This is a genomic window from Sulfurimonas limnophila, assembly GCF_059705345.1.
In genome coordinates, this window is sequence record NZ_AP046127.1 from 1,237,538 (window position 1) to 1,254,906 (window position 17,369).

20 protein-coding genes are annotated in these 17,369 nt (G+C 33.6%); 6 read left to right on the plus strand and 14 right to left on the minus strand.

Annotation, left to right across the window (positions count from 1 at the left end; genetic code table 11):
- The first annotated feature begins 2 nt into the window (after positions 1–2).
- Positions 3–884: a CoB--CoM heterodisulfide reductase iron-sulfur subunit B family protein gene (locus AC6H33_RS06335; protein WP_497604041.1), complete on the plus strand. Its 882-nt coding sequence runs from the start codon at positions 3–5 to the stop codon at positions 882–884.
- A gap of 134 nt (positions 885–1,018) precedes the next feature.
- Here AC6H33_RS06335 and AC6H33_RS06340 read toward each other — a convergent pair whose 3' ends face one another.
- The 12 genes from AC6H33_RS06340 to AC6H33_RS06395 form a co-directional block, all read right to left on the minus strand.
- Positions 1,019–1,372, minus strand: a complete 354-nt coding sequence (locus AC6H33_RS06340; protein WP_497604042.1) for a hypothetical protein — start codon at positions 1,370–1,372, stop codon at positions 1,019–1,021.
- Between the two features lie 32 nt (positions 1,373–1,404).
- Positions 1,405–1,938: a molybdopterin adenylyltransferase gene (gene mog / locus AC6H33_RS06345; RefSeq protein ID WP_497604043.1), complete on the minus strand. Its 534-nt coding sequence runs from the start codon at positions 1,936–1,938 to the stop codon at positions 1,405–1,407.
- A gap of 11 nt (positions 1,939–1,949) precedes the next feature.
- Positions 1,950–2,471 carry a pimelyl-ACP methyl ester esterase BioV gene (gene bioV / locus AC6H33_RS06350; RefSeq protein WP_497604044.1) on the minus strand — a complete coding sequence of 174 codons (522 nt, stop codon included), beginning with the start codon at positions 2,469–2,471 and terminating at the stop codon, positions 1,950–1,952.
- Positions 2,458–4,101, minus strand: a complete 1,644-nt coding sequence (locus AC6H33_RS06355) for an AAA family ATPase (RefSeq protein WP_497604045.1) — start codon at positions 4,099–4,101, stop codon at positions 2,458–2,460. Before AC6H33_RS06355 ends, bioV begins: the two co-directional genes overlap by 14 nt.
- Positions 4,088–5,335 (minus strand): tRNA (N(6)-L-threonylcarbamoyladenosine(37)-C(2))-methylthiotransferase MtaB, encoded by a 1,248-nt coding sequence (gene mtaB, locus AC6H33_RS06360; protein ID WP_497604046.1) that lies wholly within the window; start codon positions 5,333–5,335, stop codon positions 4,088–4,090. Before mtaB ends, AC6H33_RS06355 begins: the two co-directional genes overlap by 14 nt.
- A complete protein-coding gene (locus tag AC6H33_RS06365) occupies positions 5,336–6,982 on the minus strand; it encodes a mechanosensitive ion channel domain-containing protein (protein WP_497604047.1) in 1,647 nt (548 codons plus the stop codon). It lies immediately after the preceding gene.
- 3 nt (positions 6,983–6,985) lie between these two features.
- The gene (gene aroB, locus AC6H33_RS06370) at positions 6,986–8,032 is read right to left on the minus strand and encodes a 3-dehydroquinate synthase (protein ID WP_497604048.1); all 1,047 of its coding nucleotides are present in this window, start codon (positions 8,030–8,032) and stop codon (positions 6,986–6,988) included.
- A gap of 76 nt (positions 8,033–8,108) precedes the next feature.
- A complete protein-coding gene (locus AC6H33_RS06375) occupies positions 8,109–9,515 on the minus strand; it encodes a COG3400 family protein (RefSeq protein WP_497604049.1) in 1,407 nt (468 codons plus the stop codon).
- 47 nt (positions 9,516–9,562) lie between these two features.
- The gene (gene trmA, locus AC6H33_RS06380; protein WP_497604050.1) at positions 9,563–10,672 is read right to left on the minus strand and encodes a tRNA (uridine(54)-C5)-methyltransferase TrmA; all 1,110 of its coding nucleotides are present in this window, start codon (positions 10,670–10,672) and stop codon (positions 9,563–9,565) included.
- Between the two features lie 14 nt (positions 10,673–10,686).
- Positions 10,687–11,427 (minus strand): flagellar type III secretion system pore protein FliP, encoded by a 741-nt coding sequence (gene fliP, locus AC6H33_RS06385; RefSeq protein ID WP_497604051.1) that lies wholly within the window; start codon positions 11,425–11,427, stop codon positions 10,687–10,689.
- Positions 11,427–12,218, minus strand: coding sequence for an OmpA/MotB family protein (locus AC6H33_RS06390; protein WP_497604052.1), 792 nt, complete (start codon positions 12,216–12,218; stop codon positions 11,427–11,429). The genes fliP and AC6H33_RS06390 overlap by 1 nt, the downstream gene beginning before the upstream one ends.
- Positions 12,218–12,982, minus strand: a complete 765-nt coding sequence (locus AC6H33_RS06395) for a motility protein A (protein WP_497604053.1) — start codon at positions 12,980–12,982, stop codon at positions 12,218–12,220. Before AC6H33_RS06395 ends, AC6H33_RS06390 begins: the two co-directional genes overlap by 1 nt.
- A 141-nt stretch (positions 12,983–13,123) precedes the next feature.
- Here AC6H33_RS06395 and glmU point away from each other — a divergent pair, with 141 nt between their 5' ends.
- From glmU to AC6H33_RS06415, 4 genes are all read left to right on the plus strand, one after another.
- Positions 13,124–14,434 (plus strand): bifunctional UDP-N-acetylglucosamine diphosphorylase/glucosamine-1-phosphate N-acetyltransferase GlmU, encoded by a 1,311-nt coding sequence (gene glmU / locus AC6H33_RS06400; protein ID WP_497604054.1) that lies wholly within the window; start codon positions 13,124–13,126, stop codon positions 14,432–14,434.
- Positions 14,435–14,547: 113 nt separating this feature from the next.
- Positions 14,548–14,712, plus strand: coding sequence for a hypothetical protein (locus AC6H33_RS06405; RefSeq protein ID WP_497604055.1), 165 nt, complete (start codon positions 14,548–14,550; stop codon positions 14,710–14,712).
- A gap of 10 nt (positions 14,713–14,722) precedes the next feature.
- On the plus strand, positions 14,723–15,061 hold the full coding sequence (locus tag AC6H33_RS06410; protein ID WP_497604056.1) for a DUF2325 domain-containing protein: 339 nt from the start codon (positions 14,723–14,725) through the stop codon (positions 15,059–15,061).
- A gap of 9 nt (positions 15,062–15,070) precedes the next feature.
- Complete coding sequence (locus AC6H33_RS06415) at positions 15,071–15,265, plus strand: hypothetical protein (protein ID WP_497604057.1); 195 nt, start codon at positions 15,071–15,073, stop codon at positions 15,263–15,265.
- Positions 15,266–15,299: 34 nt separating this feature from the next.
- Here the strand turns inward: AC6H33_RS06415 and AC6H33_RS06420 are convergent, their stop codons facing one another.
- Positions 15,300–15,863, minus strand: coding sequence for a hypothetical protein (locus AC6H33_RS06420; RefSeq protein WP_497604058.1), 564 nt, complete (start codon positions 15,861–15,863; stop codon positions 15,300–15,302).
- A 100-nt stretch (positions 15,864–15,963) separates the two neighbouring features.
- Between AC6H33_RS06420 and AC6H33_RS06425 the strand changes: the two genes are divergently transcribed.
- On the plus strand, positions 15,964–16,254 hold the full coding sequence (locus AC6H33_RS06425) for a CDGSH iron-sulfur domain-containing protein (RefSeq protein ID WP_497604059.1): 291 nt from the start codon (positions 15,964–15,966) through the stop codon (positions 16,252–16,254).
- Between the two features lie 7 nt (positions 16,255–16,261).
- Here AC6H33_RS06425 and AC6H33_RS06430 read toward each other — a convergent pair whose 3' ends face one another.
- Positions 16,262–17,368 carry a multiheme c-type cytochrome gene (locus tag AC6H33_RS06430; protein WP_497604060.1) on the minus strand — a complete coding sequence of 369 codons (1,107 nt, stop codon included), beginning with the start codon at positions 17,366–17,368 and terminating at the stop codon, positions 16,262–16,264.
- Position 17,369 lies beyond the last annotated feature (1 nt).

The following is a 17,369-nucleotide window of genomic DNA, read 5'->3' on the forward strand; positions in this document are numbered from 1 at the left end:
AGATGAAAAAATTAAAATACGCACTCTTTACAGGATGTACAGCAAAACAGAGTACTCCAGAGCAGATGATGTCAACTATGGCAGTAGCTAGAAAGCTCGATATCGAACTTATAGAATTGACCGAAGCATCATGTTGTGGAGCTTCTCATCTTCAAGATTATGATGACTTTTTATCACTTGTTTTAAATGCAAGAAATATAGCTTATGCTGAAAAGCATGGTTTAACTATGGTTACAATCTGTAATACATGTCAGCTAAATACAGCAATGACAAAACATAGGTTAGATAAAAATCCAGAACTAAAAGCTAGAGTAAACGAGAAGCTATCAGAAGTAGGTTTAGAGTATAAAGGTACTTCAAACGTTATACATTTCTTATATGCTATCATAGATGATTTTGGACTTGATAAGATAAGAGAGATGGTAGTAAAACCACTAAGCCAGTTTAATATCGCACCATTTTACGGTTGTCACAATATCCGCCCATCAGAACTACATGATGAGTCTCATAAGCAAAAAGAGAATCCTTACAACCCTACTTCACTTGATGATTTAATCATAGCTTGTGGTGGTAAAAATGTTGATTATGAAGAGAAAAACAAATGTTGTGGCTTCCATGTAGAGCTTCAAGCACCACACACTGCTGCAGTTCTAACAGGAACGGCGATAGCAGGTGCGACAGACAACAATGCAGACATGATGGTAACCCCATGCCCACTCTGCCACCTAAAACTAGACACTCAAACAAAAAGTGCTTCAGAAGCCATAGGCAGAGAAGTATCTCTTCCTGTTTTACACATGCAACAGATGATAGGACTAGCTCTTGGATGCTCTGCTGCAGAGTTAGGTCTAAAACACCACGTTACAGAAGTTAACTTTATCTAAACCTACAATAGAGAGAATTTCTCTCTATTGACTCTTTTTTTTCTTCAATAATATTATGTACTTTTTATCCATCTTAATATTTTATATACTATTCAAATAGATATTTTTTTGTATTCATATATTATTTAAATACGTTAAATTGTTAGAAAAAAAATGTATTGTTTTTCTTCATGGTTTTCACCAAATCCGATTATAGGCATAAGGGGATGCTCATTTGAGATTTTTACCACTACTTCGTACATCATCGCTTGTATCTCTAAAGCGTCTAAACACTCTAATAAATCTTTTGTTGTGATATTTTCATCAAGAAACCCAAGCTGTAACTGCTTTGTATCATGATCAAGATATAAAGATGTGATAACTTTTTCACCTGCGTTTTGAAGATTTTGCTCTTTATCTTCCCTTAGAAGCATGGCAAGAAGCGTATACTCTTTAGAATTTTGTAGATTTTCGCGCATATCATCTATCATGTCTATAATATATTTCACTCTTAGCCTTCAATAAAAATATAAATTAAGACTTACTTAGCTTTAGGTCTAAAAGCTTTTATTACTTTCTCATTTGTCTCTATATATGGCCCTTCAATCAAATCTATACAGTATGGCACAGCAGGAAAAACTGCATCAAGGCACTCACGAATAGATTTTGGTTTTCCAGGCAGATTTATGATGAGGCTTTTTCCTCTGATACCTGCAGTCTGTCTTGAGAGTATAGCTGTTGGGACATACTGTAAGCTTACTTGACGCATAAGTTCGCCAAAGCCTGGCATCATCTTCTCACATATATTTTCAGTTGCTTCTGGTGTGACATCTCTAAGTGCTGGTCCCGTTCCGCCAGTTGTAACAATCAAACAACAGCCCTCTGTGTCACATAGCTCTATCATAGTTTTTTCTATCATATCTTGCTCATCAGGGATACATCTATAGACTATTTCAAACTCACTAACTAGATATTCTTTCATTGTATCTTGGATGGCAACACCAGATATATCTTCATAAATTCCTTTACTTGCTCTATCACTTGCTGTTATTACGCCTATTTTTATATTACTCATATCTTTTTCTCCTAATTTATTAATAAAAAATGGTTTGCATCTTTTATGTAAGTTACTGTAGCAAACTCTAAAAAGAACTCCCTAGCAACATCTGCATTTATAACCATATCCTTCTCTCCAAGATATACTTCTATCTTTACGCCACTTTTAGCTATTTCTTTTAGTTCTTGCTTGTCCCACTCATAAAACAGCAACTCTTTTAGCTGATTTACATCATCTTCATTATGATCTAGATTTTTTTGAAGGTATGGATAAAAACACGTTTTAGTAAAATTATCTATATACAAATCTCTATTTTTTATAAACCCAACTATTTGCGTTTTTTTAAACTTTTCATCTCTATTTTGAAAGAAAGCTGGTGAAAATAGTTGAAGAGTATCTACTCTTTTTAAATCTCTTAGATGCTCTTTAGTATCCTCTATCGCTCTTATAGCCCCATAGCTAAATCCGCAAATCGTATATCTGCTTTTGTTTATATATTTATCAAAATATATCTCTTCATTTTCTAGAGTAAAACCGCTATAAAACTTCATTTATATACTTTTTTACTTCCATTTTTGTTATGCTCTCTCTATCGTTTAAAACATCTTCAACTTTTCTAATAACCCTATCAAGTGACTCTAAGAGGCTTTTTGTTTCGTTATATAGTCTATTTATAAGTATCTCTTTTTCGCTCTCATTTGCAATCAAAGTTGAGCCCATTCCATACTCTGTAATCATCTTTTCAACAACTTCTTTTGCTTCATCTAAGTCAGCTTTTGCACTACTTGCATGCTCAGAGTATTTGATATTACATGCAACTATACCAGCTAAGAGCATTTTCACTCTTGATTCAAGCTCATGCTTTATGAGTGGTTCGTCAGTAGAAGGTGTCAGTTTCTCATTGGAGAGTAATATCTTCTCAAAAGGAAGATCATAATAAGTTGCACAAACAACCTTTGCAGCCTGATATGTAACACGGTATCTCTTTTGTGTATCACTTAAAATCTGAAGCTTTTTCTTACCAAACATAACTTTGTCTTTTACTTGGTCAAAATGATCTATAGTTACTTGAAAATCATGCTGCCTGATAGCCAGAAGTGAAGCTTCGTTTACAAGTGCAGCCAAAGATGCGCCATTAAAGCCTACTGTCATATTTGCTATCGTTTTTACATCTACATCATTTGGAACTTTTTCTAAGTATTTAGATAGTATCAAAGCTCTCTCTTTGTTTGTTGGAAGCTCTACAAAAATTCTTCTATCAAATCTTCCAGCTCTAAGGAGCGCTGAATCTAAAACATCAATCTTGTTTGTTGCAGCTATGACAATGATTCCGCTTGAGTTTTCAAAGCCATCCATCTCGGTTAGAAGTTGGTTAAGTGTTGCTTCTCTCTCATCACTTCTTTGACCATCTCTTTTTTTACCAACAGCATCAATCTCATCTATAAAGATAATTGCAGGTGCGCTATTTTTAGCAGCGGTAAAAAGTTCATGAACTCTTTTTGCGCCCATTCCAACATATATCTGAACAAAAGATGCACCACTTTGGTAGTAAAATGGCACACCAGCGGCGTTTGCAACAGCTTTTGCAATCATAGTCTTTCCAACTCCAGGAGGACCAACTAAGAGCACACCACGAGGCATTCTAGCACCAAAACTTTTATAACGTTTTGGTTTTTTCATAAAATCTATAATCTCTTCTAGTTCACTTTTAACATCACTTATTCCACCGATATCATCAAATGTAACATCACTCTTTATGGACTCAATAGGTCTTGAGCTCTCTTGTTTAGAGCCGTAATTACCACTCTCTACTTTTGCAACACTGAAGTAATTATTTGCTCTAAACCATCTATAGAGTAGCGTGGCAAGACCTAAAAATAGAACTAAAAAAAGAAAATAAAGTACTATATTTGAGCTATTTTTTATAGTAACTTGATAGTTTGAAAACATTTTTGGTGATACTTGAGATGAGGCAATTTTATATATTTCACCATCAGTTTTCAGATACACATACTCCTGTGATGCTATAACACTTTTTACGCTTTTATTATCTAAAATTTTTGTTGCATCTTTAAGAGTTATTAGTTCTGCATTGTCCCTTAACATAGCAAATAAAATAAGCATAATTACCAAAGTAGCAGATACATAAAGTATTACTCTATTTGTTTTAGACCCTACCATAGTTAGACTCCTCTTTTACTTCATAGTCATTAATATTAATCCAATTACCCAGCAAATCCTCGTTAGAGCGTACCATTATTTTGTTAAAGTGTTGATCATATCCTACATATAAATCATCTTTTTGACTCTCTATTAGAACATCAAGTGTGCCTCTGAAGGCTTTTCTAAAAGCAAAATTTTTCTCTTTAACTATACTTTCAAGCTCATGAAGTCTCTCTTTGGCAACATCCCCATTTACTTCTGGCTTCATTGTAGCAGATGGAGTACCATCACGCTTTGAGTAAGTAAATGCGTGTAAATGAGTGAGTGGAAGCTCTCTCACATTTTTCATAGCTTCATCCCATAGTGCACTGCTCTCCCCTGGATGACCAGTTATAAAGTCTGTTCCGACTGCGAAACCCTTGCTTGAGAGTAATTCAAAGAGCTCTCTGTCATGCTTATAAACATTTCGTCTATTCATAAACTTTAACATCTGCGGAGATGTGTGTTGAAGAGCAATATGAAGGTGTTTCTCAAGCCATGGCTCGTCTAATATCTCCTTAAACTCATCACTGATTTGAATTGGTTCTACGCTTCCAACTCGTATACGTCTTACACCGCGAATTTGAGATATTTTTTTCATAAGTGAAGCAATTGAACTATCACTATTTTGACCATAACTTCCTACATTTGTTCCAGTTAAGATAAACTCTCCAAAGCCATTACGAGCAAGTCTTCTTATCTGCTCTAAAATCTTCTCTTCATCCATGCTTCTAGCATCACCACGAACATAAGGGATGATACAGTAAGAGCAACGAAAATTACACCCCTCTTGAATCTTTATAAAAGCTCTGCTCTTACCAATAAAATCATCTACAACGCTCTCATCTATATGGTTCAAATCCCCAGGCTCATAAAAAGGCTCTTCTTTGTTTAGCATCTCGTCTATTTTAACTTTTTCACTCTGTCCAAAAACTCCAGCAACTCTTCCTTGCTCTAGTAGTTTTTCACCCTTTGTATGGGCACCGCATCCTGTTAAAAAGATTTTAGCACCACCATTTTTTTCTACATGTGAGATATATGAGCGTACGTGTGAATCGGCTCCATTTGTAACTGTACATGAGTTGATGACCACAACGTCTGCTTCGTTTTCATCCTCAGTTATATCGTACTCTTTAAGTGAGCTCATCATTACCTGAGAATCATATAGATTTGTTCTGCACCCAAAGGTTTTAAAATATACTTTTTTCTTCATTTATACTACTTCATCGCTCTCAAATGGAGGCTTTCTCTTAGCAGAAGCTTCCATATGAAGCATCTGAGTAGGATATGCAATAGTTATGTCATCTTCTGCTAAAAAAGCGTCTATTATCTCCGTAGAAATAACACTTCTGAGCGTTAGTGTGCCATACGCATTTGTCAAATACCAAGCATCTATACAGATACCATTTGGCTCAATAAAAGAGAAAATTCTAGGCTCAACATTTGTATTTTTGAGGCTATAGTTGCTTCTTAGTTTATTGAGCTGTTTTCTTGTGATGTCTGTATAGCCTTTTGAGAATTTTTTAGTTATCTCTTTTGCTAAATGCATCGCCTTTTTGTGGTTAGAATCAAAGGTTATAGTTATCTTAACCCCATCCCAAACAGTCTTTAGTGAGCTGTGTGTGTAGTTTGCTATCATTCTTGTAAAGATGTAGTTGTTTGGTATGAAAATAATTCGCCCAGCTCTTCTATTTTGAGTAACTGCGGTGAGTGTTATATCTTCAAGTATAGTCATACGAAGCAGTGAAATATCCATAACATCACCAACATACTGCATACCATCCATATCAACACGAATTCTATCTCCTACATGCACGCTTCCGCCAAAGACGATTACAAGCCACCCAAGTATGCTCATAAACCAATCTTTCATGGCAATTGCGATACCAGCAGAAGCAAATCCCAAGATTGTAACAAGGTAGTTTACATTTTCGATATAACTAAAAAACAGTATTAAAATAATCAATGTAAAATTAACAAAAGTGATAATTTTATTTGCCATATAGAAGCGTTCATTATCTTTGATGTATCTTTTTATAATTAGCTTCAACGAGAAGAAAATAAGAAAAACAACAAAAACTGTAACAACTATTTTAATAAGCTTTACAATTTGAACTTCTATCTCTTTGTTTATATTTACCTCTATAATGTCTAATCTTTTTTCATAAACATCAGCTGTAACATTCATCGTATCTTGCGCTGATTCAAATCTCTCTAGCTGTTTTAATTTAAAATCTAACTGCTCTTTATATTTATTCTCGGTATCGATAACTTCTAATTGGGTATATATATTTATCTCTGCACGTAGAAGTGTTATCAGCTTGTTTAATTCATCTTTTTTTAGAACATAATCATTGAAACCTTTATCTAAAGTTTTCATCAAAGAGATTCCCATGAAAATATCTAGCGGATTTGTAACAGAAGGAATTTCGTCTATATTTGGTGGAGTTATAAGATTTGAAAATGGTGAACTATCTTTTCTTTTTAATTTCTCAATTTGTGATGTTAAAATCTTCTCACGCCCTATAAGCGCATTTAATTCATCTGCTTCACTAAGAGTTTTATCTCTCTTTTTTTGAAGATAGTGAATTCTCTCAGTAATCTTATCAAGGCTCTCTCTAACTTCTAAAGATGTAAGATAAGAGGCGTAACTCTTAATCCAAACACTATCTTTTTTAGATATTCCCTCCTCAACAACTTTTAAATCTGTTGTTAATTGAGATATTTTCTCTCTTACAACTCTCTCTTGCTCTATTTTTATACGCTCTAACTCTTCTTGAGTTGGTTTTGTTTCAGTTTTTAAAGTATCACTAAAAAGTAGTGATGAAGCTATTAGTATATAAAAAAATATTTTTCTCATCTACTATATTCCAAACTTATTTAATACGCACATAACAGTACTTTTATCAACTTTATCTGTAATCACAACATCGCCTATTCCAAGAGGAAGTATGAAAGTTATAGCAGAGTCAGAACTCTTTTTATCCAGAAAGAAGGCTTCATAAAATGATTTTACATCTTTTATAGTATAAGTTGTTGGTAGAGCATATTTTTCTAAAAGAGCTCTAACTCTGTATGCTTCTTTCTCGTTCATATAGTTCATCTTTATAGCCATCTCATTTGCCATAACCATTCCAATAGCAACGGCTTCACCATGCAAAAACTCTTTATACGCAGTCTCATTTTCTACAACATGACCAAACGTATGTCCATAATTTAGAGCAGCTCTAATCCCCTGCTCTTTTTCATCCTCGGTAACAACCTTAGCTTTTGTTTGAACTGCTCTTTTTATCGCCTCTTGAAGCACTTCTGGCTTGTTTAGTTCTGCGGTTTCTAAAAACTCAAAAAACTCTTTGTTGAACGTCACAGCCATTTTCACAATCTCTGCTACTCCAGCACCAAACTCTCTTGACGGTAGAGTTGTTAAAAAATATGGATCGATATATACAGCACGAGGTTGATGAAAAGCACCTACTAAGTTTTTTCCATATCTATTATTCATCCCTGTTTTACCGCCGACACTTGCATCTACTTGGGATAAAAGTGTAGTTGGTATCTGGATAAAATCTATCCCTCTTTGATAGATACTAGCAACGTATCCGCTCATATCACCAATAACGCCGCCTCCAAATGCGATAATCATTGACTTTCGGTTAAAGCGGTGTTCAAAAAGAGAGTCCAAAATAGCATCTATGCTCTCTTGATTTTTATACTGTTCTCCATCTTGCAGAGTTACAACATGAAGCTCTTTTGCGCTTATCTTTTTTAGAAGATACTCTAAATGAAGAGCAGAGACTGTCGAGTTTGTAACAACAGCTACTTTTGTATCAAAATGGAGTTTAGGAAGAGTGTCTATCGTTATGTCGTAAGAGTTATCTACAACTTTTTTAAGCTCAATATGTACTTGCATTATATGTCCAAAAATTAATTAAATTAAGTGGATATATAATACTTAAAAAAGGATAAAAAGTCGCTAAAGAGGCTACCTAAATCTGTATCGGTATAAAGATTTGATGATTGCTATCTAGCTTATGATAAAGCCTTTCGCTATCTGTAGAGAGAAGAGAATATAGAGTTTTTTGTGTCAATTTTTTACTAAATGGTAAAATCTGAATAAAATCATCTTTATGTTTTAGCTTTTTAATCGGGTTTTCACTCTCTTTTAGAACTTTAATTGTCTTTGAAAAAATAGCAGATAAGTTATAGTAATGCTCTATCACAATCTCTTTAGCATCTTGAGGCTCATTCATATAATTATATAACTCTATGTTTAGATTCATTTTTTCAGAGATGTCAAAAATAGTAGATGATATTTTTTCTAAGTCGCGATTGTCTCCAAGAATAATAGAAGCATCTTTGACTGAAGATATCTGCTTTTCTGCTATTTTAAGGACAGGAACATGCGCTTCATAAAGCACACTGCGCATGTTGTAGTTTTTAAATATCTCATTAGAGACAACTACAAGTCCAATATGATATATTTTTATATCATTAAAAAAACTCTCTTTTAAATTTTTACTATCGTAATTAATATCGATGGTTACGTTGTCACTTCTATACTCTTTTACTTTCCAGATAGTTTCAATATTATTTGGATTTACAATTTTTATAATCAAAGAGTGTCCAAATTTTTCATGTGAAAATATTGCTCTTTCTATGAAGTCTGGTATTTTCTTAGAATCAATCAAATCCATATCTAAATATATATAGATATTTGAACCAAAAGGCTCTGGAAATTGACCTAATTCTCTTTTTATAGCTCTATAAACAGATCTCAAAACTGCTGGTTCACCGACTAAAACCAACAAATCGTTTGGTTGAATCATACGACGACGGTTTGGCATAATAAGCTTTCTATTTCTATAAATAGCGACTATTCTCCACTCTTTTTGTTCAATAACGCCAATATGTTTATATACAAATGAGCTTCCAAATGGAACTAATACTTCCATTATTTCACCCTCTCCAATGCCGACATTTTGGGCAATTACAGGAACATTTGGCAGATAATCAAGAAGTCTTGAAGATAGAATCTCTTTTGAATTAATCAAAACAATATTTGGGTCTTCATTTTTTAGCTTCCACTTATTGAGGATGATAATACGCAGATTCTTTTTTATGCTTCTTATATTTTGAATTGTATTTTCAACATCTAGCGGATTATCCATAACTATGATGACTTGAACAAACTCCATTTTTAGTAAATTTGCTAGTTTATAGAAGCTAGTTGGATCAAACTCATAAAACTTAAAACGTGAAGGATTTGCATTTGGAAATTTTTTATGTTTTGTTTGAACTATATAGTATATATTTTCACTCGTATAGGCGTCTACAACTCTATCAATAAAGTGTTCTGCAACCTCACCATCGCTAATTATTAGTATTTTTTTCATAATGCTGTCTTTAAATTATTTGCGCCATTATAGCATTAATATTTTTGCTATTTTTTAACAAGTTTCACACCCATTTCAGCATGATGTGTATATGGAAATTGGTCAAAAAGAGCCATATCTATTACTTTATGTGTCTTTGTTAGTAACTCTAAGTCTCTAGCTAGTGTTTGAGGATTACATGATATATATATGATATTTTCATACCTTGCGGCAAATCTGCATGTAGCCTCATCCATTCCACTTCTTGGAGGGTCTACAAAGATAGTTTTAATCTCATACGAGTCTATATCTATCTCTTTCATTCTGTTAAAAACTCTCACACCATCTAGTGCTTCTACGAACTCTTCAACTCCCATGCGAACAAAGGAGATATTTTCCACTTCATTTAAGGACATATTTGATTTTGCAGCATTTATTGAAGATTTTGATATCTCTGTTGCTAAAACTTTTCTAAATTTTTTTGCAAAAGGTATTGTAAAATTTCCAGCACCACAATATAGTTCTAACAAATCAGAGTCTGTGTTTATAAGCTCTTTAAGCGCCCACCCTATCATCTGCTCATTTACTTTTGAATTTGGCTGTGTGAAGCTATTTTCTATATAGTTAAATCTAAATTCATCGCCATTTACGTGTAAGACTTCAGTTACATAATCTTGTTTTATTATGATTTTTTGACCTCTGCTTCGTCCTATTATATAGATACCAAGCTCATCAGAAATCTTTTGTGCTATCTCTTTAAAAGTAGCATCTAAAGCTCTATGGTAAAGCAAAGAGACTACTATCTCACCACTGCTTGAACTTAAAAAATCCACACCAAATAGCTTAAAGTCTATCTTCTCATTTTTAAGTGCTTTTAAGAGTTTTGGCATAAGAGTGAAAATATGATTGTTAACTTGTGGACACTCATCAATAAAAACAACACCATTTTTATCTGCTCTATTCATAGCATAATGGATTATTTCATCTCCTTTATGCCAGATTTTAAACTCACTTCTTGAACGGTAGTTACTCTGAGGAGATTCAAAAACAGATATTTCATCTATATAAAAAGGTCTGAAAAGTTCTCTATTTAACTCTGTTTTTTTGAGAAGCTGAGCCTCATACCCGCCATCATATACTATACATGCACCACATATTCCAAAATATTTACAATTCAATTTATCTACTTTATCTATTTTATTGACGCTATTAAATTGCCAATAAGCAGATTCCATCCATCTATAAGAATAAAAATGAGTATCTTAAAGGGCAGCGCAATCATAACAGGCGGTAACATCATCATACCCATGGACATGAGGATGGATGCAACAACCATATCAATTACCAAAAATGGTAAAAATAGCAAAAAACCTATCTCAAAAGCCGTCTTTAACTCACTTATAACAAAAGCTGGAATAATAATAGAGAGAGGAACTTCTGCAATAGTTGTAGGATTTTGCATCTTTCTTATTCTAAAAAATAGCGCCAAATCTTTCTCTCTTGTATTTCTAATCATAAAATTTTTAAAAGGAAGAGCTGTTTTATCAAATGCCTCTTCATAGCCTATCTTCTCTTCTATATATGGTTTTATTCCATCTTCATAAGCTTTTATGCCAACTGGCTCCATTACAAAAAATGTCAAAATCATACCAAGCATAACTAAAAGCTGAGTTGGAGGTACTTGTTGTGTTCCCATTGCTTGACGTAAAAAACCAAACACAATAACAAATCTTGTAAAAGTTGTCATAACAAGCACCATACTTGGTGCTAAAAAGAGAAGAGTTAAAAGAACAAGAACATTGAGTGAACTAACTAGTTGTTGTGGCGAGTTAGGTGCTGAGAGTTCAAAATTCATAGTTGGAATAGCAATATTATCAGCACCAAAAAGAGAGATTGCACCAAGCAGTAAAATAGATAGAAAAATTCTAAACATTATTTTGCTGCTGCCTTTTCTAAAACACTCTGTTCTACTTTTGACTTACCTTCAGCTTTTGAACCATAAAAACGGAGTTCAACTCTACGATTTTGTTCTCTTCCGTTCTCTGTTGCATTTGTTACTTTTGGCGAAAACTCTGCGTATCCTGCAGCGCTAATACGTTTTGGATCTACTCCATCAAGCAGTAACTCTTGCAAAACAGATATAGCTCTAGCTGATGAGAGTTCCCAATTGTCTTTATATGGACTCTTTGCACCTGGCCCTTGATCATCAGTATGTCCGCATACGCTTACGGTTGTCTCATTTGGCAACTCGCCAATTATAAGAGCGATTCTTTTTAAAAACAGAAGTGAATCTTCATTTTGAATAACTGCGCTACCTTGTTTAAAAAGAAGAGAAGCTGGAAGCTCTATCACAAAGCCATCTTGTGCCTCTTCTAAAGATACAACCGCACCATTTCCTTGTGTAGAAGCCTGAGACTCTTGTATCTCATTCATCTCCTTCATAGCAGCTGAAATTCTATTTACCTGATCTGAAGTCTCATCAGCTGACTCAATCGGAGTAGCTTCCTGAATACGTCTTTTTGAAACTTCGGTTTTTATACCACCTTCTAAAACGCTCATCGCGCCAGATAGTGAACCAATAGCTTCAGATACTTTTTTCGCATCCATACTAGACATAGATAAGAGAAGAACGAAAAAACATAAGAGCAGAGACATTAAATCCCCAAATGCTGCCAACCACTCTGGCATACAAGTAGGGCAATCTGGACACTTATTTTTTGCCATTAGTTAAATTGGCTCACACGCTCATTTGGAGCTAAATAACTTAAAAGTTTTGCTTCTAATGCTCTTGGTGCATCACCTGATTGTATAGACATAATCCCTGTTAAAATCATCTCTTTAACTAGCGACTCCTCATCATTTCTAATACCCAAAATATTAGCAATTGGATTTCCAAAAACATTTCCAATAATAGCACCATACATCGTAGTAAGCAATGCAACAGCCATTGATGGTCCGATTGCAGATGGGTCAGCCATATTCAAAAGCATCGCAACAAGTCCAATAAGCGTTCCAACCATACCCATAGCCCCAGCAAGTCCAGCCCACTGAGAAAAAATAGAGCCGTTTATCTTATGTCTAGTACTAGTCTGCTCCATCTCAATCTCTAGGAGTTCTCTTATGCTATCTGGTTCATTTCCATCAATTGCCATAGAGAGACCTTTTTTTAAAAAAGCATTTGGCTCATCATTTACTTCGCCCTCAAGCGCCAAGATACCATCTTTTCTCGCCTTTGTTGCAAACTGTACAAGTTTTTTAATAAGTTCTGCTTTATCTTCTTGTGGAGGCTTAATAGCTATCATAAAAATTTTAACAAAAGATTTCATTTGCGCAGGTTTGAACGATATCATCAAAGCACCGATACTTCCACCGATAACGATTAAAACAGAAGGAATATCTACATATGGACCAATACCAACACCCATCGCCATAGCGCCTAAAAGAACCACCATAATTAGAACAATACCTATAACCGTACCTAAATCCATTCAAATACCTTATAACAAAATATTGAGCTCATAATACCACAAAATATATTAGGCTCTACACTAAAAGAATATTTTTCATATTTTAATTTCAAATATAAGCGCTAGAAGATATAATTTTATCAATTAAAAAAAAGAGCAGATATGAATAAAAATCAAATAAGTATAGTTATCTTGGCAGCTGGAAAAGGCAGTCGTATGAAATCCCCTAAAGCAAAGGTTTTACACTCGATTTGTGGCAAAGAGATGCTCTACTACATCATAAAAACATCAAGAGAGATAAGCAATGACGTAACCGTAGTTGTTGCACATCAAAAAGAAGCAGTCATAGAGTCTATGAGTAGCTATTTTAACGATATAAATTTTGTCATACAAGATGCTATAAACTTCCCAGGAACTGGCGGAGCTATGAAAAATGTATCAATAAAAAATGAGAGAGTACTAGTTCTAAATGGAGATATGCCACTTTTAGAGAAAAACTCACTAGATGGATTTCTTGAAACTAAAAGTGATGTAGTAATGTCTATATTTAATCTGCAAAACCCTAATGGATATGGTCGTGTTATCATAGAAAATGGTGAAGTCAAAAAGATAGTTGAACAAAAAGATGCAACAGATGAGGAGCTAAGAGTTCAGAGTGTCAATGCTGGGATATACGCATTTTCTAAAAAAATATTGGAAAAATATATTCCACTGCTACAAAATAACAATGCCCAAAAAGAGTACTATCTAACAGATGTAATCTCAATGGCAACAGATGATAAAATCAAGATAACCCCGCTGCTGGTAAATGAGGAGCAGTTTAAGGGTGTAAACTCAAAAAAAGATTTATCTGATGCCGAAATAATTATGCAAGAAAAAATCAAAAACTCACTAATGGAGTCAGGCGTAATTATGCAACTTCCCTCAACCATATACATCGAAGAGGGTGTTGTTTTTGAGGGTGAGTGTATAGTTGAGAATGGCTGTCGCATAACTGGGAAGTCAAAAATAATCAACTCACACATAAAAGCGCACTCTGTCATAGAAGATAGTATAGTTAAAAGCTCAGATATTGGACCATTAGCGCACTTGCGTCCTGCTTCAAATATAGAAGATACTCATGTTGGAAATTTTGTAGAGATAAAAAAATCTACTCTCAAGGGTGTTAAAGCTGGTCATTTGAGCTATATCGGCGATGCCACTGTTGATGAAGGTACAAACATAGGTGCTGGAGTTATAACATGTAACTATGACGGCATAAACAAATATAAAACTACTATTGGTAAAAATGTATTTATTGGTAGTGACTCACAGCTTATAGCTCCAGTTACACTTGAAGACAATGTTATGGTTGCTGCTGGGACTACCGTTAGAAGCGGAACTATACATAGTGGAGAGCTTGCTGCTAGCAGTTCAAAACTAAGAGTAATAAAAGATTTTTATTATAAGTTTTTTTCAAAAAAACACTCCTAAGTATTAAATTTTAATAAAAACTTCTACTTTTTTGATAATAAATATCATAATCAGAAAATATTAAGCTCTTATTGGTTATTGTTTTGATAACAATTATCATATAGGAGAATTGAATGTCTGATATATCCATTAGAAGTGAAATCAACAAGCTTATACAAGAGTCTGGATTAGCAAAAAACCAAAAAATGGTCTGCCCAATCACAAAAATATTTAAGATGCGGCACCCAGATATCGATAGTTTGAAAATATCTCGATTTGCATTTGATGCTTTAAGATAGAGGGTTTTACATGAGTGTACTAGTAATCGGTGGGGATAAAATCAGTTCTATTGAGCTAATGCTTATGTCTCTTGGAGTCTCATCAATAATTCACTGGGATGCAAGAAAAAAAGCAAGTGCATGCAAAAAAATTATACCAATCGAAATAGAGTGTGTAGTTATGCTTACATCTTTTTTAAATCATAATGCTATGAAGTACTTTAGAAATGAGGCTAAAAAAAGAGAGTTGCCTATAGTTTGTTCAAAAAATAGCAGTAGTTGCCTTTATAATGAATATGTAAAAGTTATGAGAGAGTCGAACTGTTTTGATTGTCAAAAATATATAGATTGTAATAATAAAAAAATATAGGAGTAAAAAATGGCACAACAGATTATTAATGAGATAAATAAATTTGTCACTTTTAAATTTGACAATAAAAAAAATAGAGTTATAAATATAAAAACAGCTAGAGATCTTGAAGTTGATGAATTTTTGGATATACAGTATATTTTAGATTGTAATAATGTACGTTACAAATTTGAAAAAGGTTTTGAAATTCAGATATTTAATTAAAAAAGGATGCTTATTTAGCATCCTTTAAAAAAGATTATCGTAGCTTCAAAAATCCATCATTTAAAGATATTGATACTTTTTTTGTTGCATTTTTTAGTATCGCGCGTTTATCGCCCACTGTATCTGCTTCTGTTTTGAAGCCCAATATCTTTGATTTATCTATTACTAGTTCACTTTTTGCATTTGCAGAGACTCTGCTTGTTTTGTTGTGTGCCAAAAGTGAAACAATCATAAGAAGTTTCTCTTTTTCAACTTTTTTAAATAAATTTTCCTCAATTACTTGCTTATCTTGAGAAAGGCTTACTTTTGCATCAAGCAAATAGTCACTTTTAGACTCCAAAGAGTTCTCATTATCTATCTTTGACGTAGATACAACAAAACAGTTTGTCTCTTTTAGAGCGTTAATCAAGGAGAGAGTTAGCTCATCATGAGTTATATTGAATGTTTGAGAATTATTTTGTATCTCAACATCATTTATATGAAGAATTACTGAAGGCTTTGTACAAAGACCCATATTATCGATAAAGATAACGTTTTTTTTATCTACACACCCTGAAAAAAACAGAAAAAACAGTGGAATCAAGAGAACTTTTATCATTTTAAAATCCTAATTTTTAGATGTAGAAGTATAGCATAAGGGGTGTTTTAAAAATCATTAAATATAATGTCCAATAAGTGATAAATTAAAGGAGTTCATTATGTGTAAAGATGCAGTAGTATTTAGCAACAAACCAAAGGGTGTTACATTAGATGCTTGGATTCCATACTATATTTGTACATGTGGTAAAAGTGAAGGCGGAGTGTTTTGTGATGGAAAACATGAAGGAAGCGGTTGTATGCCAAAAAAAGTAACGGTTGAAAAAACTAAGCAGTATCATATCTGTATGTGTAAATCAAGCAAAAATTTTCCTTTTTGTGATGGAACGCACAGCACTTATAAAGATGAAGATATTGGGAAAAAAGTTAGATATGAAGAGGTTGCAGAGTAGCTCTAGGCTACTCTACGATAAAGCTTTTTTGCTTAAGAACGGTAAACTTCTCAGCTTCTTTGTTTCCATCTAGATTTAATTTTTTGAGTGCTTTTGGATTTACAAGATAGTATCCAAGCTCAACTTCAACTTTATCACCTTTTTTTATTACATCAGTGTAAGGCACTGCTCTTTTTTCATTAGCTTTTAACATAGTATCAACTAGTACTTGATTTGCTAACCATGGCATTGCTGGACCACTCTCGTTGCCTATAACTTTGATAAATGTAAATGTTTTTAGAGATTTACTCTCTTTTGCGCTTATTACTTTTACTCTTAATTCCGTAACTCTAAGAGGGTGAAGCATTAAATCATGTGGAGCTTTATTTGTAACCAATATATCAAAACCACTACTATTTTTACTAAACTCTAACTCAACATATTGTGAAAGAAGTTCTGGCTTTTTATGAGCACCAGCAAAACCGTGATAAGCATGTTTTTGGCTATGTCTGATTGTTGTAGCAGTTCCTTCAACTTTTGGCATATGACATGTTATACAGTTTTCTTCTTTAGTTTGTGCGCCATTTTCGCCTGTTTCACAAATCATAAACTCTTTAGAATTTTGTCTATGTGAGTGACAACCCATACACATTTGACCATTATAAAACTTCTCATTTGTGTAATCTATATCATGATAAGGAGAACCTGTTGTAGTCTTATTCATACCAAACCATGAGCTCTCCTGCTTGTAGACTACTTTTTCACCTTCTCTTCCTGCTTCAGCTGAGTAGAAAGTTTTTTTATCTTTTGAGTATACATTTTTATTTGCACCAGCATGTTGTTCCACATCTTTTATAGTGTGACAACTTGTACAAGTTATACCATTTTCAACTTCTTTTTCATTTTTTGCATTTGGAGCATGACACTCAGCACAGCTATAATCGCCACTTGGTTTTGATGGATGCATATCCCATACAGCTTTATGAATCTCATCATCATAGTAAGTTGCATTTCTATGCATTGAGCCTTCAAACTCATTTACTATGTCTGGATGACACTTCATACATGTTTCATTTTCGCTTTTAGCAAACAGCAATGACGATAGCGTAATCACTAACAATAAAATCTTTTTCATA